This window comes from Janthinobacterium sp. 78, assembly GCF_003096775.1.
In the GTDB taxonomy this organism is placed as follows: Bacteria; Pseudomonadota; Gammaproteobacteria; order Burkholderiales; family Burkholderiaceae_D; genus Janthinobacterium; species Janthinobacterium tructae.
In genome coordinates this window covers 1,414,491-1,439,987 of the sequence record NZ_QENT01000001.1, presented here as the reverse complement: position 1 = coordinate 1,439,987, position 25,497 = coordinate 1,414,491, and the positions used below count along the sequence as shown (strand labels likewise).

22 protein-coding genes are annotated in these 25,497 nt (G+C 64.6%); 5 read left to right on the top strand and 17 right to left on the bottom strand.

Features of this window, described 5'->3' with window-relative positions:
• Window positions 1–20 precede the first annotated feature (20 nt).
• Genes benC through pcaD form a run of 3 tightly spaced genes read left to right on the top strand, consistent with a single transcriptional unit; the run spans window position 21 to window position 2,621 of the window.
• Window positions 21–1,040 (top strand): benzoate 1,2-dioxygenase electron transfer component BenC, encoded by a 1,020-nt coding sequence (benC, locus tag C8C92_RS06375; protein ID WP_099760503.1) that lies wholly within the window; start codon window positions 21–23, stop codon window positions 1,038–1,040.
• A 3-nt stretch (window positions 1,041–1,043) separates the two neighbouring features.
• Complete coding sequence (locus tag C8C92_RS06370) at window positions 1,044–1,829, top strand: 1,6-dihydroxycyclohexa-2,4-diene-1-carboxylate dehydrogenase (protein WP_099760504.1); 786 nt, start codon at window positions 1,044–1,046, stop codon at window positions 1,827–1,829.
• Window positions 1,830–1,838: 9 nt separating this feature from the next.
• Window positions 1,839–2,621, top strand: a complete 783-nt coding sequence (gene pcaD / locus C8C92_RS06365) for a 3-oxoadipate enol-lactonase (RefSeq protein ID WP_099760505.1) — start codon at window positions 1,839–1,841, stop codon at window positions 2,619–2,621.
• Window positions 2,622–2,634: 13 nt separating this feature from the next.
• On the opposite strand, the gene C8C92_RS06360 is transcribed toward pcaD, so the two are convergent.
• From C8C92_RS06360 to C8C92_RS06295, 14 genes are all read right to left on the bottom strand, one after another.
• A complete protein-coding gene (locus C8C92_RS06360) occupies window positions 2,635–3,018 on the bottom strand; it encodes a hypothetical protein (protein WP_099760506.1) in 384 nt (127 codons plus the stop codon).
• 56 nt (window positions 3,019–3,074) lie between these two features.
• Window positions 3,075–4,424 carry a PepSY-associated TM helix domain-containing protein gene (locus tag C8C92_RS06355; protein WP_099764273.1) on the bottom strand — a complete coding sequence of 450 codons (1,350 nt, stop codon included), beginning with the start codon at window positions 4,422–4,424 and terminating at the stop codon, window positions 3,075–3,077.
• A gap of 8 nt (window positions 4,425–4,432) precedes the next feature.
• Window positions 4,433–6,556 (bottom strand): TonB-dependent receptor, encoded by a 2,124-nt coding sequence (locus C8C92_RS06350; protein WP_243420126.1) that lies wholly within the window; start codon window positions 6,554–6,556, stop codon window positions 4,433–4,435.
• A gap of 77 nt (window positions 6,557–6,633) precedes the next feature.
• A complete protein-coding gene (locus C8C92_RS06345; RefSeq protein WP_243420125.1) occupies window positions 6,634–7,041 on the bottom strand; it encodes a DUF2946 domain-containing protein in 408 nt (135 codons plus the stop codon).
• A gap of 47 nt (window positions 7,042–7,088) precedes the next feature.
• Entirely contained in the window at window positions 7,089–7,685 is a 597-nt protein-coding gene (locus C8C92_RS06340) for a PqiC family protein (protein ID WP_243420124.1), read from the bottom strand.
• On the bottom strand, window positions 7,682–9,322 hold the full coding sequence (locus C8C92_RS06335; protein ID WP_099760508.1) for an MlaD family protein: 1,641 nt from the start codon (window positions 9,320–9,322) through the stop codon (window positions 7,682–7,684). Before C8C92_RS06335 ends, C8C92_RS06340 begins: the two co-directional genes overlap by 4 nt.
• Entirely contained in the window at window positions 9,315–10,646 is a 1,332-nt protein-coding gene (locus C8C92_RS06330) for a paraquat-inducible protein A (RefSeq protein ID WP_099760509.1), read from the bottom strand. Before C8C92_RS06330 ends, C8C92_RS06335 begins: the two co-directional genes overlap by 8 nt.
• Window positions 10,647–10,736: 90 nt before the next feature.
• Window positions 10,737–12,095, bottom strand: coding sequence for an amidase (locus C8C92_RS06325; RefSeq protein WP_116743298.1), 1,359 nt, complete (start codon window positions 12,093–12,095; stop codon window positions 10,737–10,739).
• Window positions 12,096–12,099: 4 nt separating this feature from the next.
• Window positions 12,100–12,777, bottom strand: coding sequence for a DUF2848 domain-containing protein (locus C8C92_RS06320; RefSeq protein WP_096233984.1), 678 nt, complete (start codon window positions 12,775–12,777; stop codon window positions 12,100–12,102).
• A 4-nt stretch (window positions 12,778–12,781) separates the two neighbouring features.
• Window positions 12,782–14,107 (bottom strand): MFS transporter, encoded by a 1,326-nt coding sequence (locus C8C92_RS06315; protein ID WP_099760511.1) that lies wholly within the window; start codon window positions 14,105–14,107, stop codon window positions 12,782–12,784.
• A 108-nt stretch (window positions 14,108–14,215) separates the two neighbouring features.
• Window positions 14,216–14,890: a DUF4286 family protein gene (locus C8C92_RS06310; RefSeq protein ID WP_099760512.1), complete on the bottom strand. Its 675-nt coding sequence runs from the start codon at window positions 14,888–14,890 to the stop codon at window positions 14,216–14,218.
• 177 nt (window positions 14,891–15,067) lie between these two features.
• Window positions 15,068–15,982, bottom strand: coding sequence for a LysR family transcriptional regulator (locus C8C92_RS06305; RefSeq protein ID WP_099760513.1), 915 nt, complete (start codon window positions 15,980–15,982; stop codon window positions 15,068–15,070).
• Between the two features lie 75 nt (window positions 15,983–16,057).
• Window positions 16,058–17,293: a M20/M25/M40 family metallo-hydrolase gene (locus tag C8C92_RS06300; protein ID WP_116743297.1), complete on the bottom strand. Its 1,236-nt coding sequence runs from the start codon at window positions 17,291–17,293 to the stop codon at window positions 16,058–16,060.
• Entirely contained in the window at window positions 17,290–18,516 is a 1,227-nt protein-coding gene (locus C8C92_RS06295) for a urate hydroxylase PuuD (RefSeq protein ID WP_116743296.1), read from the bottom strand. Before C8C92_RS06295 ends, C8C92_RS06300 begins: the two co-directional genes overlap by 4 nt.
• A gap of 131 nt (window positions 18,517–18,647) precedes the next feature.
• Between C8C92_RS06295 and C8C92_RS06290 the strand changes: the two genes are divergently transcribed.
• Entirely contained in the window at window positions 18,648–19,586 is a 939-nt protein-coding gene (locus tag C8C92_RS06290; RefSeq protein ID WP_071079255.1) for a LysR substrate-binding domain-containing protein, read from the top strand.
• Window positions 19,587–19,659: 73 nt separating this feature from the next.
• On the top strand, window positions 19,660–21,414 hold the full coding sequence (locus tag C8C92_RS06285; RefSeq protein WP_116743295.1) for an allantoate amidohydrolase: 1,755 nt from the start codon (window positions 19,660–19,662) through the stop codon (window positions 21,412–21,414).
• On the opposite strand, the gene C8C92_RS06280 is transcribed toward C8C92_RS06285, so the two are convergent.
• Genes C8C92_RS06280 through hydA form a run of 3 tightly spaced genes read right to left on the bottom strand, consistent with a single transcriptional unit; the run spans window position 21,411 to window position 25,491 of the window.
• Window positions 21,411–22,793 (bottom strand): tetratricopeptide repeat protein, encoded by a 1,383-nt coding sequence (locus tag C8C92_RS06280; protein WP_116743294.1) that lies wholly within the window; start codon window positions 22,791–22,793, stop codon window positions 21,411–21,413. The two genes, C8C92_RS06285 and C8C92_RS06280, sit on opposite strands and share 4 nt — an antisense overlap.
• Before the next feature lie 55 nt (window positions 22,794–22,848).
• Window positions 22,849–24,084 carry a Zn-dependent hydrolase gene (locus tag C8C92_RS06275; RefSeq protein WP_116743293.1) on the bottom strand — a complete coding sequence of 412 codons (1,236 nt, stop codon included), beginning with the start codon at window positions 24,082–24,084 and terminating at the stop codon, window positions 22,849–22,851.
• A gap of 15 nt (window positions 24,085–24,099) precedes the next feature.
• Entirely contained in the window at window positions 24,100–25,491 is a 1,392-nt protein-coding gene (gene hydA / locus C8C92_RS06270) for a dihydropyrimidinase (protein ID WP_116743292.1), read from the bottom strand.
• Window positions 25,492–25,497 lie beyond the last annotated feature (6 nt).

Genomic DNA, 25,497 nt, shown 5'->3' with positions numbered 1-25,497 from the left:
CACCAGCAAGGAGACCGACGATGAGCCATAACATCGCCCTGCAATTCGAAGACGGGATCACCCGCTTCATTTCATGTAACGACAATGAAAAGCTGTCCGATGCGGCTTATCGCCAGAAAATCAACATCCCGCTCGATTGCCGCGACGGCGCTTGCGGCACCTGCCGCGGGCACTGCGAGTCGGGCAGCTACGACTTGCCCGCATCGAGTTATATCGAGGATGCGCTGACGCCGGAAGAAGCGGCGCAAGGCCATATCCTGGCTTGCCAGATGCGCCCCACCTCCGACTGCGTGGTGAAGATCCCGGCCACCTCCGCCGCCTGCAAGACGGCCGTGGCCAGCCACGCCGGCACGGTGGCAGCGGTACGGCATCTGTCGCCATCGACGATCGCCTTCGCCATCGACCTGGCCGATCCTGCCGCGCTCGACTTTCTGCCGGGCCAGTACGTCAACGTGGCCATTCCCGGCACCGCGCTGACACGCTCGTACTCGTTCAGCTCCGCGCCAGGCGCGGCCCAGGCGCAGTTCGTGGTGCGCAATGTCCCTGGCGGGCAGATGAGCGGCTACCTGAGCGACGCGGCCCAACCGGGCGCAGCGGCCAGCTTCGCCGGTCCCTATGGCAGCTTCTACCTGCGGCCCGTGCAACGCCCTGTCCTGCTGCTGGCGGGCGGTACCGGCATCGCGCCATTTTTGTCAATGCTGGGCGCCCTGGCCACGCACGGCTTTCCCCAGCCCGTGCGCATGGTGTACGCCGTCACCAATGAGCACGACCTGGTGGAACTGGAGCAGCTCGCCCGCATCGCCTCTGCCCATCCGCAGTTCTCCTATGTCACCTGCGTGGCGGCCGCCGACAGCGCGCATGCGCGCAAGGGCTATGCGACTGCCCACGTGGAGCCGGCATGGATGAACGGCGGCGATGTCGATGTGTACCTGTGCGGCCCTGTCGCCATGGTCGATGCGGTGCGCAACTGGCTCAATGAGACGGGTGTGACGCCCGCCAACTTCTACTACGAGAAATTCTCGGCAAGCAGCGGAGCGTGAACAATGAGTGATCGTCAACGATTTTCCGACAAGGTCGTGCTGGTAACGGGCGCGGCGCAGGGCATAGGCCGCGGCGTGGCGCTGCGCGCCGCGCGCGAAGGCGCGCAGCTGGTGCTGGCTGATCGCGCCGATCTGGTCGAACAGGTGGCAGCCGAAGCGATTGCCCTGGGCGCGCGCGTCAGCGTCTGCAAGGCAGATCTGGAACACTATGCAGGCGCGCGCCAGCTGGCCGAACTGGCCATGGCCGATTTCGGCCGCATCGACGTATTGATCAACAATGTGGGCGGCACCATCTGGGCACAGCCTTTCGAGGTCTACCGGGAAGAACAGATCGAAGCGGAAATCCGCCGTTCGCTGTTCCCCACTCTCTGGTGCTGCCGCGCGGTGCTGCCGGCCATGCTGGAACAGGGCAGCGGCGCCATCGTCAATGTCTCGTCGATCGCCACGCGCAGCATCTACCGCGTGCCGTACGCGGCGGCCAAAGGTGGCGTGAATGCGCTGACGGCCAGCCTGGCGCTGGAAAACGCGCAACACGGCATCCGCGTCAATGCAGTCGCCACGGGCGGCACGGAAGCGCCGCCACGCGCGATTCCGCGCAACAGTACGCCACTCAATGAACAAGAGCTGCGCTGGTATCAGGGCATCGTCGACCAGACCATCGCCAGCAGCGCCATGCACCGCTATGGCAGCATCGACGAACAAGTGGGCGCGATCCTGTTTCTCGCCTCGGATGAAGCGTCGTACATCACGGGCAGCGTGCTGCCTGTCGGTGGCGGCGATCAGGGATAAGGGGCGCATATGCCAATCGCAGACATCAATGGACTATCACTGCATTACCGCAGCGAAGGCGATCCGCACAAACCCTGCGTAGTGCTGTCGAACTCACTGGGCACGGACCTGTCCATGTGGGATGCGCAAGCCGAAGCACTGGCGCCGCACTTCCACGTGCTGCGCTATGACACGCGCGGCCATGGTGCCTCCGGCAGTCCGCCCGGCCCCTACAGCGTGCAGATGCTGGGCCAGGACGTGGCAGGCCTGCTCGACCACCTGCGGATCGGCCAGGCGCATTTCTGCGGCCTGTCGATGGGCGGCGTGATCGGACAATGGCTCGCCATCCATGCGCCGCAACGCCTGCGCAAGCTGGTGCTGGCCAATACAGCGGGCAAGGTAGGCACACAGGAAGGGTGGAATAGCCGTGCGCGCGCCGTGCGCCAGGAGGGACTCGACGCCATCGCGGACGGCGCGGCCGGACGCTGGTTCAGCCCGGGATTCATCGCCGCGCGCCCGGCCACCATCGCCGCCATGCTCGACAAGTTGCGCCGCCAGGATGCCGAAGGCTATGCCAGCTGCTGCGACGCCCTGGCCAGCGCCGACCTGCGCGGCGCCATCCATGCCATCGCCGCACCGACACTGATCATCGCCGGCACGCTCGATCCGGTCACCACCATCGCCGATGCCTTGCTGATGCAGCAGGCTATCTTCCATGCGGACGTGGCCACCGTCGACGCGTCGCACCTGTCGAACATCGAAGCGGAACTGGCCTTTACGGGACGACTGCTGGACTTCCTGCGCGCAGACTAAACCCGGCGACGCATCACGCTGCGTCGGCCAGCAATGCCGGCCGCAGCGCGCGGATGCGCAGCTCCGTGAAATAGCCGCCCGCCTCGTTGTAGCGCAGGTAGTGGCGGCCGCAGTTCAGGCAGCGCGCCACCTGGCTCAGGTTGGCGGGATAGTAACGGGGCGCGATGGGCGCCTCGATGCTGTCATAACGCGTACCATGCGGGTGGTATTCGGCAAACGTCGGTTCCTCGTACGGGTCTTCGCGCAGGGTGCCGATTTCTTCAAACCGATCCAGCTCCAGCGAGGTGGGCAGGCGTTGCCAGGCATCGAGCGGCACGGTGCAGCAGCTGCATTTTTTTGTCACCAGGGCCGACGCGGCGGCCAGTGCGGACAAGGCGGGAAAGTCGATGAATATCATGTTCAGCCATTGCAAGGGTGCGGCCCATGGCAACGAGCCTGGCCGCGCCCCTTATTCTAGCGCAGACGCACCCTGCCGATACGCGCACCCCATTTCGCCAGCAGCAGCTCCAGCAGCATCAGCATGCCGCCGGAAATGAGCAGCAGCGGCATCAGCGCGCACATGCCGGCCGCCACCAGCCAGGCCAGCGCGGACGGCGAGGTCCAGGCGCCCGGCAGCAGCCGGGGCAAGCCCAGCGAGCCTGGCGGGCGGCGCTTGAAGAACATCACCCAGCCCGACACCAGCGAGAACAGCACGCTGGCGCCAAACAGCAGCAGCAAGGCCTGGTTCCACCAGCCGAACTCCCCGCGATGAAATGGAATGCCGATGGCCGTGGCCTTGCCGAACGCCGTCTGCGCCTGCCACCCCGCATAGTACAAAGGCTTGCCGCTGTAGGCGTCGAATTGCAGATCGAAGCGTAAGGTGGGCTGGCTGCGGTCGGCCATGGTGGCGCGCCACACATCGTCCTGGCTGGCCGGCGCCGTCAGCTGCACGGCGATGGCCAGTGCATGGCTGCGCGCCACCTGCCACGCATCCTGCCAGTCGAGCGGCGCGCCCTCCTCGCGCGAATGCAAACCGCGCGGCACGGGCGGCGGCGCCTGGCCGCTGATGTCGCGCAGCGCGCGGATGCGTCCGCCCGCCTGCTGGCTCCACGTCAGCCCTGTCGTCAGGATCACGACGCTGACGATGCCGAGCGCCACGCCGAGAAAAGCATGCCACTGGCGCCAGCCATTGCGCCCCCGCGCGCCCCGCTTCGGCAAGCCAGATTGCGCGCCGCGCGGCCACCACAGCACCACGCCCGTCACCAGCATCACCATCAGCCAGCTGGCGGCCAGCTCGATCATCCAGCGCCAGCCATCGTTTTGCAGCAGGCGCGAATGCAGTTTTTTCGCCCAGTTGCCGAAGCGCTCGCTGCTGGCCAGGCTGCCCAGCACGCGCGCGTCATACGGATTCACATACACGATGATGGCTTGCGCGGGCAGGCCGAACTTCGGCCTGGGGGGCGTGACCGGCGCGGCATGTCCGCCATGGCCCGCATGTTCATCCTGCGCGCCGCCGGGTGGCGCGAACGCCACCTGCACCGCGTCGTCCTGTTGAAACGGCGGCACCACGTGTTGCACTGTCCAGACACGCGGCGCCGCCCGTTCGGCTGCCGCCACGGCGGCGTCCAGCGGCAGCATCGACGCCTGCGGCGTCACATGGTCGAGGTGCTGGTACAGCCTTGCCTCGATCTGCGGCGTGAACACATACAAAATACCCGTCAGGGTGGCCACCAGCGCAAACGGCGAGGCGATCAGCGCGGCCCAGAAGTGGATGCGCCAGTACAGGCTTTTACGCCGTGCGATGAGAAAGGTGTGATCGTCCATGGCCAGCCTCACAGTGCGTTGAAGGTATAGCCCAGGCCCAGCATCACGCTGCGCGGCGCACCGGGCGTGTACTGGTTCTGCGTATTGGCCGCGTAACTGCCCACACCCGAATAACTGCTGCTGGCCGAATCGGCATAGCGTTTGTCCATCAGATTGCGCACCTGCGCCCACGCTTCCAGCCCGCGCGCGAGCTGGTAGCTGGCGCGCAGGTTCAGCAGTGCGTGGCCCTTGTACTCCACCGTATTGGCATTGTTCATCCAGTAGCGGCCCTGGTGCACGGCTTCGAGCGCGATACGCGCGCCGGCCACGGGCTTGTAGCCGATCTCGATCGAGGTGATGTCGCGCGGCGCCTGCGGCATGCTGCGGCCGCTGTAATCGAGGCTGGCGGACACCTGGTAACGCAGGTAGCGGTGGCGCGCGATGGCCGTGGCAAAGCGCGCGTCGAACGGGCCACTGTCGTAGTTCAGGCCCAGCTCCAGCCCTTCGCTGCGCGTGCGTCCCGCATTGCGGTTTTCGCTGTTGCCAGGCGAGAGCGTATAGCTGACGATGGTGTCGCGCCCGTCGAGGCGGTACAGGGCCGTGTCGAGTTTCAAGCGACCCTGCAAAAAGGCCCAGCGCAAGCCCAGTTCATAATTGTTGTAGACAGATGGCTGCAGGTCGGCGATGCCCGTCTTGCCATACAGCTGGCTCACCTCGGGCGGGGTAAAACCCTGGCTGACGTTCGCATACGCGCTGCCCGCCTGGCCGATGGCGTAGGTGGCGCCCAGCTTCGGGCTCACATGCGAAAAGCTGCGCGACTCGTCGGGCGCGCCGTAACTGGCGCTGCCACCTGGCGCCAGATTGTTGTGGTAATCGTAGCGGATGGCGTCCGAACGGCCGCCCAGCACCACGCGCGTGCCGGCCAGCGGTGAAAATTCCCATTGCGCGAAGACGGCCGTGTTCAGAATGTCAGTCTGATAGTCGCGCACACCCTGCGGATTGGACGCATTGGCCAGCGTATAGCGCAGGTAGCGGCCCGTGGCCGCATCGCGCACGATGGACAGGTTATCGCTGACGAAGGGATTGTCGCTCTTGTCGACATACACGCCGGCGATCAGGCGCGAACGCAGCCACGCGAATTCCTGCTGATGTTTCACGTCCAGCCCCAGCGAATCGACGTGGTTGTTGTTGATGACGCCCTTGCACAGCATGCCTGCGCAGCTGCCGATGGAATACGCAGGAATCTGCCCATGGTCATTTTTGCGCGTAAACACGGTAACGGTGCTGGTGCCATGGGCCGTCGTCGCGCCCTCCCACGCCAGATTCATGCGCGTGGTCTTGTCCTTGCGGTAGGTAAACGTGTTCAGGCTCTTGCCGCGATTGTTGCGGTAGTCATTCTCGAACAGGCTGCCCGTCATGGCCGCATCGAGATCCGTGTGGACGATGGTGGCGCGCAGCTGCGAGGTGGGGCTGAGCGCATAGTCGGCGCGCAGCGAGAACGAATCCTTGTCGCCATAGCTGTACTCTTGCCAGTTGTCGCGCGAACGGCGCGAGCTGTAATGAGAAAAGCGCAATCCCAGCGGACCCCAGGTATCGCTGGCGGAGGTGTCGTAGCGGGTGAAACCGCCCACGTTATCGCGCCGCACGCCCACCTTGGCCGTCGGTGTGGCGCTGGCGCCGGCCGTCAGGAAATTGACGGCGCCACCGACGGCATTGCTGCCATACAGCGACGAGGCCGCACCCTTCACCACTTCCACGCCGCTGGCCCCCGCCATGTTCATTTCATTGAGCGAATTGTGGTTGAAGACGCCCAGCGGACGGATGGGGATGCCGTCTTCCAGGTACTGGTAGACGGCATTCGTGCCGATGGGCTGGCGGATGCTCATGCTGTGCTGCTCATTGCCCAGGTCATTCCAGTACACGCCGGCGATGCGGTTGAGGATATCGCCCATGGTCTTGGGCTTGTCGCGTTCCAGCGTTTTGGCATTGACGACGCCGATGGCCTGCGGCGTCTCGGACAGCCACGATTGCGCGCGCGAACCGGAAACGACGACGGTGTCGATGGCATGGTCGGCTTGATCAAGTTGCTGCGCCCGCGCGCAGGGGTAGGCCACGGTGATGGCGACGGCCAGTACCAATAATTTCTTGTGCATGTGATTCTCGTATAAGTGTGCGGATGCTGCGCGTCACACCGTAAGGTGGACAGCGCCAGCACTAAAAATGCATGGACTTAGACGAGGGCGGGCGGCGCGCGCGACTGCGCGGTGGACCAGATGAACAGCGGGGATGGGGACTGGTAGTACAGCGCCGGGAAAATGGCCGTACCGCTGGCAACGGGCAGCGGCAGCACGGGGCTGGCGGGCGGCAGGCCGACGGAACCCGCATGCGTGGAACAGAAGGCGCAATGCTCCATCTGCATGGCCTTGCCACCGGATTTTTCGTCGGCGGCGCCGTCATCGCCCTGCACAAGCTGGACAAAACGGATGCCGGCCACCGAGCAGATTTCCGCCCAGCCGGAGCCGGATTCCTGCTTGGCGTTGGCGACGGCCTGGGAAATCGATGGCGCGAGCGCCGCCAGCAGGATCGCAAAGCAGGCGATCCAGGCGGCAAAGCGGCGCGTGAACAAGGTCATTCCCATGGCCGCATTTTACCAGCGGCCGCCGGGACTGGGTAGCGAAAAGCGGCTCAGGATGCCGGGCAGGCGGCGTTGCCGTTGTCAAAAGCGCGCACCACGCTGGCCGTATCGGCGGCGATGCGGCCCACGGCGCGGCGGTGGCCCAGCACCAGTTCATCGTAGCCCGCGCCCACCTTTTCATTGGCGATCGTACGGCAAGTCACCACCTTGTTGCTGGCCAGCTGGCGCACGCTCCACACGGCATCGATCAGCGCATACTGGCCCATCACGGACTCGAAACGCTGCACATTGGTGCTGATGCGGTACACGGGCAGGTTGTCGGGATGCGGCGTGCGGAACACATCGATGGCGCCCAGATCGTTCGTCACGGCCGTCGACAGGGCCTGGCCGATCTCGCCGGCCAGCGGCCCCGCCCAGCGCTGCTGCTCCAGCAATTCGATGCGTCCCGACGGCGCCGTCACAACAAACTGGTTACGGCTCACCTGCTGCGGCACGCTGACGGCCAGCACCTCGACATAGTATTTGACGGGTTTGGCCGGCTGCGCATCGGCGCCGCCACTGAGCGTATAGAAATGCTCGGACTGGGGCGTGGAGCAGGCGCCCAGCAGGCTGCCAGCCAGCAGCGCGGAAAAAATCGGTTTCATCATTTTTTTTCATCTCCTTTTTTACCGCGGATCAGGGACTCGGGATGACGTTCCAGATAATCCGACAGGGCATTGAGCGATTGCAGGGTTTGCGTCAGTTGCTGCAAGGCCTGGCGCACGTCCGACTGCAGCGGCGAATCCTTTTGCAGCACCTGTTCGGCCGTGCCAAAGGTTTGCTTCGCCGCCGTCAGGGTATCGCGCATTTCCGGCACCACCTGGCCATCGAGCTGCTTGAACAGGGTATTGGCCTGCTTGATGGTGGCATTCAAATTGTTGCCGATCTCCGCATATGGCACCTGATCGAGCTTGCGGGCGATGCTGGCGATCTGCGTCTGCAGTTCATCCAGGGTATTGGGCACGGTGGGCACTTCCAGCGGATACCTGTTCAAGTCCAGCGCCACCTTCGGCGCTTTCGGGAAGAAGTCCAGCGCGATGTACAGCTGGCTGGTGAGCAGGTTGCCCGTGCGCAGCTGCGCGCGCAAGCCGCGGCTGACCATGCGTTCGAGCAGCTGGTGGCCGGCCGAGCCTTCCGCATCGTCGACGGCCGTCTTGAAACGCATGCCCAGGCGGGCCGGATACAGACTGACGGTGACGGGCATGCGGAAGTTCTTCTTCACGGGATCGAATTCGATGCCCACCGAGCGCACCTCGCCCAGCACGATGCCGCGGAAGTCCACCGTGGCGCCAGGCTGCAAGCCACGCAGGGACTGGTCGAAATAGAAGACGGTGGTGATCGCCTCGCCATCGGGTTCGCGCATGGCGCTGGCCTCGTCGGCCGCCAGGCGGAAATTGGTATTGGCCGGCGCGGGCTCCTCGGGCTTGCGACCGTTTTCCGCCTCGAAGGCGATGCCGCCCACCAGCATGGCCGCCAGCGACTGCGTATTCAATTTGAAGCCGCTCGAATCGAGGCGCACGTCGACGCCGCTGGCATGCCACCAGCGCGCATTCTTGCCGACGAACTGGTCGTACGGGGCGTTCACGAAGACCGACATGGTGATGCCATTGCCATCCTTGTCCAGCGCGAAGCTGACCACCTTGCCCACGCGCAGGCGGTGGAAGAACAGCGGCGAGCCCACGTCGACGGAGCCGAGGCTGTCCGCATGCAGCGTATACAGCTTGCCCTTCTGGTCACCGGCCACGGCGGGCGGGTTTTCCATGCCGACGAAGTTCTCCTTTTTGGCTTCCGACTTGCCCGTGTCGACGCCGATGTAGGCACCCGACAGCAAGGTGCCCAGCCCCGTCACGCCGCTGGCACCGATCTGCGGGCGCACCACCCAGAAGCGCGAATCGGCGGTAGCGAAGCGCCGCGCTTCCTTGCTCATGTCGATCGTCACCAGCACCTTGCTCAAGTCCTCGCCGAGGGTAATGGCGCGCACCTGGCCAATGTCGACATCCTTGTACTTGACCTTGGTCTTGCCCGGCTCCAGACCTTCGGCGCTCTTGAAGCTGACCGTCACCGTGGGTCCCTGGTCGAGGATGGACTTGGCGGCCAGGCCGGCGCCGATCAGCGCGGCCAGCAGCGGAATGAGCCATACCAGCGACGGCAGCCAGCGGCTGCCCTGTTCCACATCGGGTTCCGGCAACGGGGGGACGCCCTGGCCACCCGTTTCGGCAAGGTCGCCTGCTTCTTTGTCAGACATGCTGTTCTCCAATAACTGTATTGTTTCCGGTATTTGCCACCACCACGGGTTCTTCCTCTCCCGGCACCTGCCCGTCGACGGGGTCCCAGATCAGGCGCGGGTCGAACTGCATCGCTGCCAGCATGGTCAGCACCACCACGGCGCCAAAGGCCAGCGCGCCGGGTCCGGCCGTGATCACGGCCAGCGACTTGAAGCGCACCAGCGCCACCGTCAGGGTGACGACAAAGATGTCGAGCATGGACCAGCGGCCGATGAATTCGACCATGCGGTACAAGATGGTGCGCTGGCGCGGCCGCCAGCGCGAACGCCGCTGCGCCGTGAACGCCAGCAGCGCCAGCACGCCCAGTTTCAACATCGGCACGACCACGCTGGCGATGAAAATGATGATGGCCAGGCCTTTCGAGCCGCTGGTCCAGAACAGCACCACGCCGCTCATGATGGTGTCGTTTTGTGCGCCAAACAGGGAATACGTCACCATCACGGGCAGCAGGTTGGCGGGAATGTAGAGGATCATGGCGGCGATCAGCAAGGCCCAGGTACGGTTGATGCTGTCCGGTTTGCGTACGTGCAGGGCCGTGCCGCAGCGCACGCACGCCAGATGCTTGCCCTTGCCCAGAGGCGGCGCCACCAGGCCGCAGGCGTGGCAAGGCACGATCTTCGCGCCCGGCGCGAAAGCCTTGTAGCGGATGCCGGGCAGCGCTTGACGGGTCAGGTCGTCGCCCAGGTTCCACAGGGCCTTGGGATCAAACGAAACGACGATGGCCAGCATCAGGGTCAGCGCGCCAAACGCGAACAGCCCCGGTTGCGGCAGCACGGTCGCCAGGCTGGTCATCTTCACGACGGTAATCAGGATGCCGATCATCAGCACTTCCGTCATGCCCCACTCGCGCGCCGTCTGCACGGCGCGCAGCACGCGGTTAAAGCCCGGCACTTTGACGCCGCCGCGCAAGCCCAGCGCCACATACAGCAGGGAAGCGAGTTCGATGGCGGGAAAGAGGATGGTAAACAGGAACACCATCGTCGCCACGATGTGCATCTGCTCGGACCACAGCACGCGGATGGAGCCGAGCAAGGTGGCGCTGGAGGTCAGGCCGTTGACGTCGAGTTCGACGATGGGAAAAAACTGGGCGATCAGGAAGACGAAGGCGGCGCCCAGGGTCAGCGCCACCACCTTGGTCAATTCGGCCGATGCGCCGCGCGCGTGCGCGCCCCGGTATAGCACCGAGCGGCAACGGATGCAGCGCGCCTTTTCGCGTGGACGCAGCGGACGTTTGCGGTACAGCGCGCCGCAGTCATGACAGCTAATCAGGTCGTATCGGTGCACAGTTGAAGTTTGCCGGCGCCCGAAGCGCGACTATCCCATGTCAATGCCAGCTATCATATTACAAACCCGGCATTTTCCTGCACTGAGGCACTATTCTTTTCCACTCCCCCGCAGCAGCGCCTCCACGGCGCGGCCAATTTTCAGCACTGTATCGTCGGCGCCGGCCAGGCCGCAGATGCCCAGGCCCACGGGCAATTCGCCATTCGCATGGCAAGGCAGGGACAAGGCGCAGCCGTCGAGGAAGTTGATCACGCTGGCGTTGCGCAGCACCAGGCCGTTCGTGGCAAAGAAGGTGGCGTCATCCGCTTCCAGCGGGGCAATTTCCGGTGCGAGAACAGCCACGCTGGGCATCAGCCAGGCGTCGAATGGCGCCAGACGCTGCTTCGCGATGGCGATCAGGCGCGCGCGCGCATCGAGCAAGTCGATGTAGTCCGCTGCGCCTTGCTGCTGGCCGCGGCGGATACGCGCCGCCACGCGCTGGTCGTATTGCGCGCCCTTCTCTTCAAGTAAGGCCTTGTGCCAGTGCCACGCTTCCGCCGCCACCAGGCCGCCGCTGCCATTGATACCCGGCAGTTCCAGCAATTCGGGGAAATCGAACGGTTCCACCTGCGCGCCGGCCGCGCGCAATTTGTCCAGCGCGGCATCGAAAGCCTGCTGCACCTGCGGCTCCACGTGCGTACCGACGTAGTCAAGGGTAACGCCGAAGCGCAAGCCTTTCAATGCTGGTGCCTGCGCGCCGATGTCATGGCCCGACAACGCTGCGTACAAAATGGCGCAGCAATCGACACTGTGTGCGATGGGGCCGGCCGAGTCGAGGGAGCGAGATAACGGCACTGTGCCGGCCAGCGACACGGACGCCGCCGTCGGCTTGAAGCCCGTCAGGCCGCAAAACGCGGACGGGATGCGGATCGAGCCGCCCGTGTCCGTGCCCAGCGCGCCGGCCGCCATCGCCAAGGCCACCGTGACGGCGCCGCCCGAGGTGGAGCCGCCCGCCACGCGTGTGCCGTCGTGCGGATTGCGCGGCGTGCCGTAATGGGGATTCAATCCCAGGCCGGAGAATGCAAATTCGCTCATGTTGGTGCGGCCCAGCAGGACGGCGCCGGCCGCGCGCAGGCGCGCCACGGCAAGCGCATCGGCACCGGCGGGCGGCGCATCGGCCAGCGCCAGCGAGGCGGCGCTGCTGACCTGCCCCCTGACGTCGAACAGGTCCTTGATGGAAATAGGCACGCCGGCCAGCGGCGAGGCCACGATGCCCGCGGCGCGCGCCGCATCGCTGGCCCGCGCTTCCATCAGCGCCTGTTCACCATCGAGGCTGACATACGCATGGCCGCCTTGCGCCCGGTGCGCCTCGGCGCGCGCCAGCATCTGCTGTGTCAGTGCCACGCTGGTGAGGCGGCCGGCGGCCAGGTCGGCGGCCAGTTCGCGGATAGTCTTGGTCAACTGGGTCATTCTCTTATCCTTCCACGGGCAGGGTTTGCACGGCATAGCGGTGCTGCAGGCAGCGCTGCAAGGCTGGATCATACAGCTCCAGCTCGAACGCGTCGCCATGGCCCATTTCGCCAATGATCGGTTGCGTGCCGCAGAACATCGCGCTGCCCACGGGCAGAGTCGCTTGCCCCGTGTAGCGCAGGATCAGGTCTTCCGGCGACAGCATGCGGGTCACGGGGCCATCCTGGTACAGGGCAGGTACGCCGGCGCGTTCGCGCCAGGAACGCATCTGCAACTGATCCCAATGGCCGGCCACGTCGGCATAGCGCCACAGGGTATCGCCCACGGGCTTGCCGCACATCTGCTTGGACACCGTCACGCCATAGCTTTCCACCTTGCGGTCCGTGTGGTCGGAACCTATCCCCACCAGCAAGCCATATTCGGTGGAAAACAGCACGAACTCGGCCTCGCCGGACGAATCCAGGCCCGGCACTTCGATGGCGGCATCGCTCGACAGCAGCGCCGCCGCCACGCGGTAAAACGTCGGCACGCTTTTCGGGCGCGCCACGCCGATGGCTTCTAGTTCGGCGATATGGTGTTCGACCATCGCCACGTCGCGGCCCGTCCAGCCGGCGATGATGAGATTATCGATGTCGAAGGTAACGGGGCCGTGGCCTGCCAGTTGAAAACTCAATGTCGTCATGATGTTATTCCTCAAGAGGGCCGCGGCCCGTTTCTCTGGCCGCGAAAACGGCGGCGCCGGTGATCAGCAAAGCCGCCGCTACATACAGCGAGACGGCCATGGTGCTGTTGTACGAGCGGTACAGGCTGGCGATGACGAGGGGTGCGAAGCCACCGCCGATCACGCCGGCCAGGGTGTAGGCCAGCGAGGAACCCGCATAGCGCACCTTGGTGGGGAATTGCTCGATGACGAAAGCCGCCTGCGGGCCGTACATGATGGCGTGGATGACCAGGCCCACAACGACGGCCGTGACGATGGCGGCCGGGCTGGCCGTATCCAACAAGGTGAAGAACGCAAACGCCCACACCAGGCCCAGGATGGCGCCCAGCGCATACACGGGGCGACGGCCAATCTTGTCCGACAAGGCGCCAAACAGGGGCACCGACAGCGCATTGCAAGCCGTACCGATCATGATGGCGGTGAGCGCCAGGGTCGAGGAAAGGTGCAGCACGGTGGTCACATAGGTCAGGGTGAACACCACCACCAGCGCATACAGTACGTCCGAGCCGATGCGCACGCCGCCGGCGATCAACAGACGGCGCCAGTAGATGCGCAGCACGTCGCCGATCGGCGCTTCGGCCTTGGCGTCCTGCTGGTCGAGCTCCTTGAACAGCGGGGTTTCCTCGATGCCGCTGCGTATCCACATGCCGAAGGCCACCAGCAGCAGGCTGGCGATGAATGGCATGCGCCAGCCCCAGTCCATGAACGCTTCATGCGGCAGCAGATAGGTGATCAGGCCGATGCAGCCCGTCGCCAGCAGGGTGCCGAACGAAGGTCCCACCTGCGTCCACGAGGCGTTGCGGCCGCGCTTGTCCGCTGCCCCGTGTTCGACGGAGATCAGCACGGCGCCGGCCCATTCGCCACCCAGTGCGATGCCCTGCACGAAGCGCAGCGCCACCAGCAAGACCGGGCTCCAGATGCCGGCCGTGGCATACGTGGGCAAGAGGCCCATCAGGCCCGTCGTCACGCCCATCAGCATCAGGGTGACCACCAGCACCCAGCGGCGTCCCAGCTTGTCGCCCAGGTGGCCGAAGATCACGCCACCGATGGGACGCGAGATATAACCGACTGCATACGTGGAAAAGGCCAGGATGGTACCCGTCAGCGGATCGAATGAAGGGAAGAACAGATGGTTGAAGATCAGCGCGGCCATGGTGTTGTAGACGGTGAAGTCATACCATTCCAGGGTCGTGCCGACCATGCTGGCCGTGGCCAGGCGGCCCGTCTTGGACTTGTCGCCCGGTGCCTGGGCCGCCGGATGCGCTGCGCTTGCCGTTGTATATGTGGTCATTGCCTACCTCTCTCGTCAGTTTTATTGCAGGCCCGGCGCAGGATGCTTTGCCCTGTGCCGTGGCCCGTGTCTCGTGTTATCCGTGCCGGCAAGATGCGCGCGTGCGCGTCAGGCAGCGTGCAGGTCCGCCTCGCGCAGTTGCCAGGACAGTTGCAGGATGGCTGCCTGTTCGCCGTCGAGCCCCAGCGCCGCACTGGCGGCATTGGCTGCCGCCAGTGCGGCGCTTTCCGACGAGGCGTCGATCAGGAAGATCGGATCGAGCACGCGGCCTTCCTTCTGCTCTGCCGGCAGGGGGCCGGACAGCTTCGCGTCGGGCGTCAGCAAGCGCGTGGAAATCACGCCGTCGATCTGCAGCAATGTCGCTCCCAGCGTGGCCATGGTGGCCACGGCTTGCACGTCCTGGCCGATGGCTGGCGCCCCCAGGCGCAGCACGGCCAGCCAGGCGCCCGTGCCCATGCCCGTTTCCGCCTCGATGGCGCAGACGCGGCGCATCGGGTCAAGCATGCGCTGCAGATTCGTCACCGACCATGGCGTCTGCTGGCCGAAGGCCTTGAAGTAGTCTGGTGTCTGGAAGGCGTCCAGCGAGTCGGTGCGGTACAGGCCAAGGTATTTACGGGGACCGCGTACGCTCTGATAGCGCGTGCCGCTGACAAAACCGGGAATGCGCACGCGCTCTTCTACGTGTTCGCGGTCGTACCAGCGGTTGAAATCGAGCTCGTGTTCCGGGTCGGTGCTGGTCCAGACAAACAGGATGCCGGGCAAGGTGGTGGTGGACGTCGTCATGATGGTTCCGTTTGCGTTGTAAGTGGGTGCAAACCCAGAATAGGTGGCACGCCATCACTTGGCAAACGGGTTATTCTGAACGCGACTGATAAGTTTTTCTTGTGGGTCGCGGTGGGGACGGGCCAACAATGTTGTCGGATTACGCGCCGGGGCGCTAATCCGACCTACGACACAGCGTCAAGCTCCGTACTCCTCCGCGAGCCCCAGGGTGAACCTGGCCGCTTCCTCGCACGCCAGCATGGCCACCAGCTGAATCGCCTCCGTGGTGATGTCTTCGCTGTAGCTGATGACGATGCGCTGCGGTGCCAGGGCGCTGGCGCAGGGAATCAGGGCGATGTTGCCTTGCTCGATTTCCTCGCGCAGGGGCGCCAGCGGCAACACGGCGATGCCGAAGCCCGCTTTTACCAGGCGCACGATGGCGGAGATCGAGCTGACGCAGTGCACGCGGCCCAACTGCACGCCCTGGTCCTGGCACAGCGCCTTCAATGCGGAATGCGGCTGCGATCCCCGGTTCATGGTGATGATCGGGTGCTGCGCCAGTTGCGCCACCGTGAACGGTGTGCCCGTGTCTGGCCAGTCGGCCTTTCTGCCCGCCCAACCCATGGCAATGGCACCGCTGCCCGTGCTGCGGATATGGTCGCCCGTCAGCATGTCCGTCTGCAGTGCGATATCGAGCTCGCCCTGCTGCAGCTGTTCGTGCAGGCGGCGCGTCGATTCCGACGTCAATTGAATCTCGATGCCCGGATAGCGCTCCTGCACGCGCTGCAGGAACGGGATCAGCCAGGTATGCACGATGGTTTCGATGACGCCGATGCGCACCTCACCCGTGATCTGCGCGGGCGAGGAATTGGCCGCATACATGTCGCGGCACAATTCCAGCATGCGTTCGGCGTACACGAGCAGGTTGCGCCCGGCGAAAGTCAGGCGGATTTCACGCGCGTCGCGGTCGAACAAGCGCGTGCCGAAATCCTGCTCCAGCGAGGCGATGCGGTTGGAAATGGCCGCCTGCGTGATGTGCAGCTTGTCGGCCGCCGTGCGGAAGCTGCCCAGCCGCGCAGCCCAGACAAACGCTTCGAGAAAACGGGTATTCAATTTGGCTCTTCAATCAATGGGGAATCATCTTCACAGTGTGAGTGTTCGCCCCATTGTAAGCCAAAGCGCCCTGCCCTATTTTTCGCCGAGGAAGTCGAGCAGGGTCAGGGCGACGATCTTGCTGGCCTTGCGCAAATCATCGAGCGCCAGGCGCTCGTCGGCCTTCTTCGCGTTCGACTCGGGCACCGTGCGCGGGCCGGCGCCATACAGCACGGCGGGGATGCCCCGTTCGCCATACAGGCGCGCATCCGCATACAGGGGCGTGCCGACGGCGGGAATCGTCTCGCCAAGGATGGCTTGCGCATTCTTTTGCAGGCTGGCGACCAGCTGCTCGGAACCAGGCAAGGGCCGCAGCGCGTGCGACAGCAGCAGGCGGCGGATTTCGATGCGAATGCCAGGTTCGCCCCGCACGGCGTCTTCGATCAGCGCGCGCACCTGCGCTTCCACCGCCACAGGGTCTTCTTCCGGGATCATGCGGCGGTCCATCTTCATGACCACCTTGCCCGGCACCACATTGGTATTCGTGCCGCCGTCGATGCGTCCCACCAGCATGGTGGGCGAATCGATGCCGGCGACTTTTGACTTGATCTTTTTCAGCTCCGGCAACTGGCCGTAGATGGCGTTGAGGATCTTGTTGGCTGCCTGCAGCGCGTCATGCCCCGTCTCCGGCATGGAGCCGTGGCCCGACTTGCCGTGCACGGTGATTTCCAGCTGCAGGCAGGCGTTGTGCGCCGTGACGATGCCGTAGCTGAAACCGGCGGCGATGACGAAATCGGGCTGCGTCAGATTTTGCTCCAGCAGCCAGCCCGGCCCCAGCAAGCCGCCGAATTCCTCGTCATACGTAAAGTGCAGTTCCAGCTGGCCCTTCAAGGGAATGTCCAGCGCTTCGAGCGCGCGCGCGGCAAACACATAGGTGGCGAAATCGCCTTTTGAGACGGCCGTCGCGCGGCCGTAGATATAGCCGCCGTCGATCTGGCCGCCATACGGCGGATACGTCCAGTTGTCGCCGGGCGGCACCACGTCGCCATGCGCGTTCAGGGCCACCGTCGGCCCGCCCTCGGCATACGGGCGGCGCACGATCAGGTTGGTGATGCTCTGCATGCCATAGGCCACCACCTGGTCCGCAGGTACCGCATGCTTTTCCGCCTGCCAGCCATATGCCTGCAACAGCTGCGCCACCAGCTCCGCATGCGGCGCGTTATTGCCGGGCGGCGTATCCGTCGGCTGCTGCACCACCTTCTGTAAAAAGGCGACTTCTTCGTCGAAGTGTGCGTCGATCCAGGCCGTGATTTTTTCTGCGTGCGTAGTCATTTTGCTCCTTGCATGGTCTGTTGCAGCCAGGCGCCCAATTCGCTGCGCTCGGCCTCCGTCATATTGGTCAGGTTCCCGATCGGCATGGCTTTGAGCTCGATGGCCTGCTTGTAGATTTGCGCCGCGTGCTGGCGGATTTGCGTTTCATTATCCAGCATCATGCCAGCCGGCGCCGTGGCGAAACCCGCTTGCGTGGGCTGGGCCGAATGGCAGGTGGCGCAGCGCTGGGCGATGATGGCATGCGCGCGCTGGAACTGCGCGGCAGGGTCCACCGCCGGCGCGGCCGCCACGGGCGCTTTCGGCGCGATGGCGATAGCGACGGCCAGCAGCAGGGCCACGCCGATGGCCGGATAGCGCCACTCCACTCTGCCCTTGTGGCGCAAGTTGAAAAAGTGGCGGATGAAGACGCCGGCCGCCATGATCAGCGCCAGCACCAGCCAGGCGTGATCATTGCGGTAGGTCATCGCGTAGTGGTTGCTGATCATGATAAACAGCACCGGCAAGGTAAAGTAATTGTTATGCACGCTGCGCTGCTTGGCCTTCAAGCCGTGCTTCGGGTCGGGCAGCTTGCCGGCGGCCATGGCTTCGACCATCTTGCGCTGGCCGGGAATGATCAGCATCAGCACATTGGCCACCATGATGGTGCCAATCATGGCGCCCACGTGGATGTAGGCGGCGCGCCCGCTGAGCAAATGCGTGAGCACGTACGCGGCGCCGACGATCAGCGCAAACACCGTCACGCCGAACCACAGTTCATATTGCGCCAGCCTGGAGCGGCACAGCAGGTCGTACACGGTCCAGCCGATGACGAGGGTAGCGATGCCGATGCCGACGGCCTGGCCGCTGGAGATATCGGCCACGGCCTTGTCGATCATCATGGCCTGGGCATTGAAATAATAGGCAATCGTCAGCAGCGCAAAGCCGGACAACCAGGTGGAATACGCTTCCCATTTGAACCAGTGCAGCTCCTTCGGCAGTTCGGCGGGCGCCAGCAGGTATTTTTGCGGGTTATAGAAGCCGCCGCCATGCACGGCCCACAGCTCTCCAGAGACGCCCTTCTTCGCCAGCTCGGAGCCAGGCGCAGGCGGGCGGATCGAGTTGTCGAGCCAGACAAAATAAAAGGAAGCACCGATCCAGGCGATGCCCGTGATAACGTGCAGCCAGCGGACGATCAGGTTCAGCCACTCCAGGCCGTACGGAATCAGATAGGCAAATACTTCCATAAATTTCCTCTAGTCAGACCGAACCCATATTCGTGCCAATCTACACAAGATAAACGGAATTACCGCCCTTCACATGAAAAATATCGTATATTTGACATATTCAAATCGATATACAACAGAGCCGCCGCCACATGTCCAGCCTGCCGCAACACCTCGACCTGCACCTGATCCGCATCCTCTACCTGCTGCTGGTGGAAAAGAATGTCTCGCGCGTAGCGCTGAAACTCAATCAGCCGCAGCCGTCGATTTCCGCCTCCTTGCGCAAGCTGCGCGAACTCACGGGCGACCCGCTGCTGGTGCGCGGCGCGCGCGGCATGGTGCCCACCCAGCATGGCGAAAGCCTGCTCAATCCGGCCAAGCGCATCCTCGACCAGACGGAGAGCCTGTTCATCAAGAAGACGCCGTTCGTGGCGCAGGAAGAGGCACGCACCTTCCATATCGCCGCGCCCGACTACCTGGACAGCCAGTTCCTGCCCAATGTGGTGGCCCAGTTGCGCCGCGGTTCGCCGAAAAGCCGCGTCGTGCTGCACAGCCTGGGACCGGGCATCGATCATATCCGGCAACTCTCCGACGGGGGTCTGGATCTGGTCATCGCTAACTGGGATGAACCGCCCGCCCATCTGCACATTTCGAAGCTGTTCGAAGATCCCATCGTCTGCGCCATGCATGCGGAAAACGCCTATGCGCGGCGCACGGCCAGCGACGCCATGACGCTCGACGATTATCTGAGCCTGCCCCACGTGGCGCCGTCGCAGATGATGCCGGGCTACCACGGCGTGATCGATTCCTTCCTCGAACGGCAAAACCTGCAGCGCAACGTGGTGGTGGAATCGGCGTATTTCGGCCTGATCCCCTACATGCTGACGCAGACGGACCTGGTACTCACCACGGGCCGCCAGTTCATGCGCTTCTATGAAAAGACCCTGCCGCTGAAAACGTATACCGTGCCCTTGAAATTCCCGCCGATGCGCTTTTACCAGTTGTGGCACCAGCGCGTGCACCAGGCGCCCGAGCATAAATGGCTGCGCGACCAGGTCAGCGCGGCGGCCAAGGCGCTGGTGCAGCGATAGCCGCTATCAGCACGCGCATATAATGGATGCAGGAACGGGGCGCTATCATCACCGCTTGCATGATCGGAAAACCATGACCACCCTTTCAGACCTGAACGCCGGCAGCCAGGCCGATTTTATCGCGCAGCTGCACGGCATCTACGAACATTCGCCCTGGATCGCCCAGCGCGCAGCCGCCGCGCGGCCGTTTGCCAGCCTGACGGCGCTCAAGACGGAATTGCAGCGCGTGCTGGCCCTGGCCTCGCCCGAAGAACAACTGGGACTCATCCGCGCCCACCCCGAACTGGCCGGCAAGGCCGCCGTCGCGGGCCAGCTGACGATGGAATCGACGCGCGAACAGGCCAAGTCCGGCCTGAACCTGTGCAGCGCCGACGAATTTGCCACCCTGCAGCGCCTCAACAGCGAGTACAACACCAAGTTCGGCTTCCCCTTCATCCTGGCCGTCAAGGGCCCGACGGGCGAGGGTTTGACGCGCCAGGACATCATCGCCACCTTTGCGCGGCGCCTGAAGAACCGCCACGCCGATGAACTGGCCGAATCGCTGCGGCAGATCAAGCGCATCGCCGAGCTACGCCTGAACGACCTGTTCGACGTGCGCCTGGACTTCGGCCCGGCCATCATGCAGCACGCTGAAACACTGGCCAGCTGGAGCGACAGCGATTACAACCTGACCTGCGCCTACCTGACGCCGGCGCACCAGAAAACGGCAGCGCAGCTGGCCGACTGGATGCAGGAGGCCGGCATGCAGGTGCAGATCGACGCCGTCGGCAACGTGGTCGGGCGCTATCTGTCCGACGCGCCCGGCGCAAAAACGCTGATGACGGGATCGCATTACGACACGGTGCGCAACGGCGGCAAGTACGACGGCCGGCTGGGCATCGTGCTGCCGATCGCCGTCGTGCGCCACCTGCACGAACGGGGTGAAAAGCTGCCTTTCCACGTCGAGATCGTCGGCTTCGCCGAAGAGGAAGGCGTGCGCTTCAAGAGCACGTTTTTGGGCAGCACGGCCGTGACGGGCAGGTTCGACTTGTCGCTGCTGGAACAATGCGACACGGATGGCGTGAGCATGCGCGACGCGCTGGCCGCCGCCGGTCACGAGGCGAGCGCCATCGGCGCCATCGCGCGCGATCCGGCCGATTTGCTCGGCTATGTGGAAGTGCATATCGAACAGGGCCCCGTGCTGCTCGAGCGCGACTTGCCGCTGGGGATCGTCACGGCGATTGCCGGCAGCTCGCGCTACCTGCTCAATCTTGGCGGCGTGGCCAGCCACGCGGGCACCACGCCCATGAGCATGCGCAAGGATGCGGCCAGCGCGGCGGCCGAAATCATCCTGCTAGTGGAACAGCGTTGCAACCAGGGCGTAGCACTGGTGGGCACCGTCGGCCAGCTACAGGTGCCCAACGGTTCCGTCAACGTGATCGCCGGTGCCTGCACCCTGTCGCTCGATATCCGCGCAGCCAGCGACGCGGTACGCCAGGCGGCCGTCGACGACATCCTCGATGGCATCGCAGGCATCTGCGCGCGGCGCCAGATCGACTACCAGCTGGAACTGCTGCTGTCGGCGCGTGCCGCGCCGTGCGCGCCATGGCTGATGGCGCAGCTGGCGCAAGCCGTGGAATCGGTCGGCATCGCACCATACGCGCTGCTGTCGGGCGCCGGCCACGACGCCATGGCCATGGCCGCCATCACCGACGTGACCATGCTGTTTACGCGCTGCGGCAATGGCGGCATCAGCCACAATCCGCTGGAAACCATGACGGCCGACGACGCCGACATCGCGGCGCGCGCGCTGCTGGCGTTCCTGCGCGAGTTCCAGCCAAAAACCTAGCCGTGCGCCTGGCGCCAGCGCGCCAGTTCCTGCGCAAGATGGCCAATCAAGGGTTGCCAGCCACCTGTCGCAGGCTGGCGGAACAGCCGCATCGTGGGATACCAGGGCGTATCGAGGCGCCCGGCCATCCAGCGCCAGTCCGGCAAGTAGTCGGGCAGCAGCAGCCAGCACGGCGTACCCAACGCGCCCGCCAGGTGCGCCACGGCCGTATCGACGCTGATGACCAGGTCCAGGTTGGCGATCAGCGCCGCCGTATCGGCCATGTCGCCCAGCGCCGCGCCGCCGCCGACCAGGGCCAGTGACGCCGAAGTATCGTCCTCGCCGGCACCCTTCTGCAGGCTGACAAACTGCACGCCGTCCACCGCGCTCAGCGGCGCCAGCACGTCGAGCGTCGCCAGCGAACGCGCATCGTCGTTTTCAAATTGCGCATTGCCGCGCCAGGCCAGGCCCACGCGCAGTGGCGCCGCCGGCAGGCGCGTACGCCACGCCGCGACGGCCTGCGGCTGCGCCCACAGATACGGCAACTGGGCCGGAATTGTCTCCAGGGTGGTGCCGCACAGACCGGGCAGGCTCAGGATCGGTGCCCAGTAATTCCAGCCGTCGTCCGGCACGGTCTCGCCGATGGCGAATACTTCGTCTATCTCCGGAAGGTCTAGCAGCAGCGTCTTGAGCGGCGCATGACATAGCAGCGAGATGCGCGCCGCGCCCAGTTGGCGCAGGCAGGATGCATAGCGGCACAGCTGCAGCATGTCGCCCATGCCCGCCTCGGGACAGATCAGCAGCGACTGGCCGGTAAGCGGCTCGCCCTGCCAGCGGGGAAAGCGAAAATACGCGCCAAACATGGTCGGCTGCGGCCGCGCTTCGAGCATCTGCCAGCCTTCGAGAAGGCGGCCCTGGCGCAGCAGCAGATACGACAAGTTGTAGCGCGCATTGGCGTAGTCGCCATCGAGTGCGATGGCATGGCGGTAGCAGCGTTCGGCCTCGGTCTCGCGCTGCATGGCGGCCAGCAGCGCGCCCAGGTTGGACCAGGCGGAAGGCATTTCCGGCGCGAGCGCCAGCACGCGCCGGTCGATGCGCTCGGCCTCCACCGGGCGACGCATCGTCATCAGCAGCGCGCCCAGGTTCTGCAGCAGATGCACGTCATCGGGCGCTTGCGCCAGCGCGCGCAGGTAATAGCTTTCCGCTTCTGTCAGCAAGCCTTCCTGTCCACGCATCCAGGCCAGGTTGGCCAGGGCGAATACATGCCCGGAGTCGAAGACCAGCGCCTGCTGGAAACAGGTTTCGGCGCCGGCCGCATCGCCACTGGCAAGCAGCTCGCCGCCGCGCGCCGCATGCACGGCGGCAGGGTTGGCTTCGTTATCGAAATGGAGAGTGCTCATTGCCGGTTGCCTGTGATCGCAAGGCGCCCAGCATAGCACCGCCGCGCCAGCGCAGCTAGACGGCCACGGCCCGCTCCAGCATCGCGTGCAGCAGCACATTGCAGCCCGCTGCCAGGTGCTCGGGCTTGGCATCCTCGATTTCATTGTGGCTGATGCCGTCCTTGCACGGCACGAAGATCATGCCGGCCGGCGCCAGCCTGGCCGCGTAGATGGCGTCGTGACCGGCGCCCGAGACCACGTCCATCACGGAATAACCCAGCTTTGCGGTGGCATTGCGCACGGCGCCCACGCAGTCGGGGTGGAACGGGCATGGCGGGTAATAGGACACCCTTTCCAGTGAAATACCCAAGCCTGTTTTTTCGCGCGTGGCGTCGATGAAGGCCGTGATCTCGCCATGCATGGTGTTGAGCAGTTCGTCGTTCACATTGCGCAGGTCGATGCTGAATGTCACTTCACCGGGGATCACGTTGCGGCTGTTCGGGAACACCTGCACCATGCCCACCGTGCCGCGCCCATACGGCGGGTAGCGGTTGGCGATGGCGACGACTTCCTGCATGATGACAGTGGCCACCTGCAGCGCATCCTTGCGCAAGCCCATGGGCGTGGGACCCGCATGCGCTTCCATGCCCGTCACCACACAGTCGTACCACGACAGTCCCATCACGGCAGGCACCACGCCGATGACTTTATCGGCGTCTTCCAGCACGGGGCCCTGCTCGATATGCGTTTCGAAATAGGCGCCGATCGGATGGTCGCCCGGCACCTGGTCGCCCTTGTATCCGATGCGTGCCAGCTCCTCGCCCACCGTTTTGCCTTCCGTGTCTTTCGCCGCATACGCGGTTTCAAGCGAGAAGGCGCCGCAAAAGACGCCGGAACCCATCATCACGGGCACGAAGCGCGAGCCTTCCTCGTTGGTCCAGAACGCCACCTCGATGGGCGATTGCGTCTTGATATTGAGGTCGTTCAGGGTGCGCACCACTTCCAGTCCGGCCAGCACGCCGTAATTGCCATCGAACTTGCCGCCCGTGGGCTGCGTGTCGATATGGCTGCCCGTCATCACGGGAGGCAGGGTATTGTCGGTGCCGTCGCGGCGCATGAAGACATTGCCGATCTGGTCGATGGTGATGCTCATGCCTGCCTCGCGGCCCCAGCGCACCACCAGGTCGCGCCCCTGTTTGTCGAGGTCCGTCAGGGCCAGGCGCTTGACGCCGCCTTTCGCTGTCGCGCCGATCTGCGCCAGTTCCATCAGGGCTGCCCACAGCCGTTCGCCATTGATGCGTAGATCATCCATTATTGTCTCCTGACTTCATGCGGTGGTGGCGGCAAACGCCGGGCGCTCGATATAGCGCCCGGCCCCTTCGACGGCCGTCAGCTCGCCCTGGTGGAACACCACCTTGCCGGCGGCAATCGTGGTGCGGGAGATGCCGCGCACGGTGCGCCCTTCGAAGACATTGAAGCCCCCTTTGGCAAACTGCGTGGCGGCGGAAATGGTGCGCGTGCCCTGCGGGTCCCACAGCACGATGTCGGCATCGCTGCCTGCGGCGATGAGGCCCTTGCGCGGATACATATTGAAGATCTGCGCCGCATTGGTCGACGATACCTTGACGAATTCGGAGGGCGTGAGCATGCCGGAATTGACGCCCGCATCCCACACCACGGCCATGCGTTCCTCCACGCCGCCGCAGCCGTTCGGGATGCGCGTGAAATCATCCTTGCCGGCCGCCTTCTGCTCGGCGCAGAAGGTGCAGTGGTCGGTGGCCGTCGTGTGCAGGTTGCCGCTTTGCAGGCCGTGCCACAAGGCCGCCTGATGGTGCTTGCCGCGGAACGGCGGACTCATGACGTGGCCCGCCACATAATCGAAATCATCGCTCTGGTAGACGCTGTCGTCGATCACCAGGTGACCCGCCAGCGCTTCGCCATACACGCGCTGGCCGTTGGCGCGCGCCCGCGTAATGGCGTCGAGCGACTCGGCGCACGAGACGTGCACGATGTACACGGGGGTATTAAGCACATTGGCAATCGCGATGGCGCGGTTGGCCGCCTCCGCCTCCACGGCGGGAGGACGCGACAACGGGTGCGCCTGCGGCCCGGTAATCCCCTTTTTCAGCAAGGCTTGCTGCAATTGAAAAACCAGTTCGCCATTTTCCGCATGCACGGTGGGCAATGCCCCCAGCTCCAGCGAACGGGTAAAGCTTTTCACCAGCGTTTCATCGTCGGCCATGATGGCGTTTTTGTAGGCCATGAAGTGCTTGAAGCTGTTCACGCCATGCTCGCGCACCAGCACTCCCATTTCTTCATGAACCTGCTCGCTCCACCAGGTGATGGCCACGTGGAAGGTGTAGTCGCCGGCCGCCTTGGCCGACCATGCGCGCCACTGGTGATACGCCTCGATCAGCGACTGCTTCGGGGCAGGAATGACGAAGTCCATGATGGTGGTGGTGCCGCCCGCCAGTCCCGCCGCCGTGCCCGTGAAAAAATCGTCGGACGTCACGGTGCCCATGAAGGGCAAATTCATGTGCGTGTGGGTGTCGATCCCGCCCGGCATCACGTACAGGCCGCCCGCGTCGATCACGCTGGCGCCCACCGGCACCGGCAAGTTCTCGCCGACGGCGGCAATCGTGTCGCCGTCGATCAGCACATCGGCGCGAAACGCCCGGTCGGCGTTGACGACGGTACCGCCACGTATCAATGTAGTCATCTTGTC

Coding starts and splice junctions, on each gene's coding strand:
- benC (WP_099760503.1), top strand. CDS start 21: ATGAGCCATAACATCGCCCTGCAATTCGAAGACGGGATCACCCGCTTC.
- C8C92_RS06370 (WP_099760504.1), top strand. CDS start 1,044: ATGAGTGATCGTCAACGATTTTCCGACAAGGTCGTGCTGGTAACGGGC.
- pcaD (WP_099760505.1), top strand. CDS start 1,839: ATGCCAATCGCAGACATCAATGGACTATCACTGCATTACCGCAGCGAA.
- C8C92_RS06360 (WP_099760506.1), bottom strand. CDS start 3,018: ATGATATTCATCGACTTTCCCGCCTTGTCCGCACTGGCCGCCGCGTCG.
- C8C92_RS06355 (WP_099764273.1), bottom strand. CDS start 4,424: ATGGACGATCACACCTTTCTCATCGCACGGCGTAAAAGCCTGTACTGG.
- C8C92_RS06350 (WP_243420126.1), bottom strand. CDS start 6,556: ATGCACAAGAAATTATTGGTACTGGCCGTCGCCATCACCGTGGCCTAC.
- C8C92_RS06345 (WP_243420125.1), bottom strand. CDS start 7,041: ATGGGAATGACCTTGTTCACGCGCCGCTTTGCCGCCTGGATCGCCTGC.
- C8C92_RS06340 (WP_243420124.1), bottom strand. CDS start 7,685: ATGATGAAACCGATTTTTTCCGCGCTGCTGGCTGGCAGCCTGCTGGGC.
- C8C92_RS06335 (WP_099760508.1), bottom strand. CDS start 9,322: ATGTCTGACAAAGAAGCAGGCGACCTTGCCGAAACGGGTGGCCAGGGC.
- C8C92_RS06325 (WP_116743298.1), bottom strand. CDS start 12,095: ATGACCCAGTTGACCAAGACTATCCGCGAACTGGCCGCCGACCTGGCC.
- C8C92_RS06320 (WP_096233984.1), bottom strand. CDS start 12,777: ATGACGACATTGAGTTTTCAACTGGCAGGCCACGGCCCCGTTACCTTC.
- C8C92_RS06315 (WP_099760511.1), bottom strand. CDS start 14,107: ATGACCACATATACAACGGCAAGCGCAGCGCATCCGGCGGCCCAGGCA.
- C8C92_RS06310 (WP_099760512.1), bottom strand. CDS start 14,890: ATGACGACGTCCACCACCACCTTGCCCGGCATCCTGTTTGTCTGGACC.
- C8C92_RS06300 (WP_116743297.1), bottom strand. CDS start 17,293: ATGACTACGCACGCAGAAAAAATCACGGCCTGGATCGACGCACACTTC.
- C8C92_RS06295 (WP_116743296.1), bottom strand. CDS start 18,516: ATGGAAGTATTTGCCTATCTGATTCCGTACGGCCTGGAGTGGCTGAAC.
- C8C92_RS06290 (WP_071079255.1), top strand. CDS start 18,648: ATGTCCAGCCTGCCGCAACACCTCGACCTGCACCTGATCCGCATCCTC.
- C8C92_RS06285 (WP_116743295.1), top strand. CDS start 19,660: ATGACCACCCTTTCAGACCTGAACGCCGGCAGCCAGGCCGATTTTATC.
- C8C92_RS06280 (WP_116743294.1), bottom strand. CDS start 22,793: ATGAGCACTCTCCATTTCGATAACGAAGCCAACCCTGCCGCCGTGCAT.
- C8C92_RS06275 (WP_116743293.1), bottom strand. CDS start 24,084: ATGGATGATCTACGCATCAATGGCGAACGGCTGTGGGCAGCCCTGATG.
- hydA (WP_116743292.1), bottom strand. CDS start 25,491: ATGACTACATTGATACGTGGCGGTACCGTCGTCAACGCCGACCGGGCG.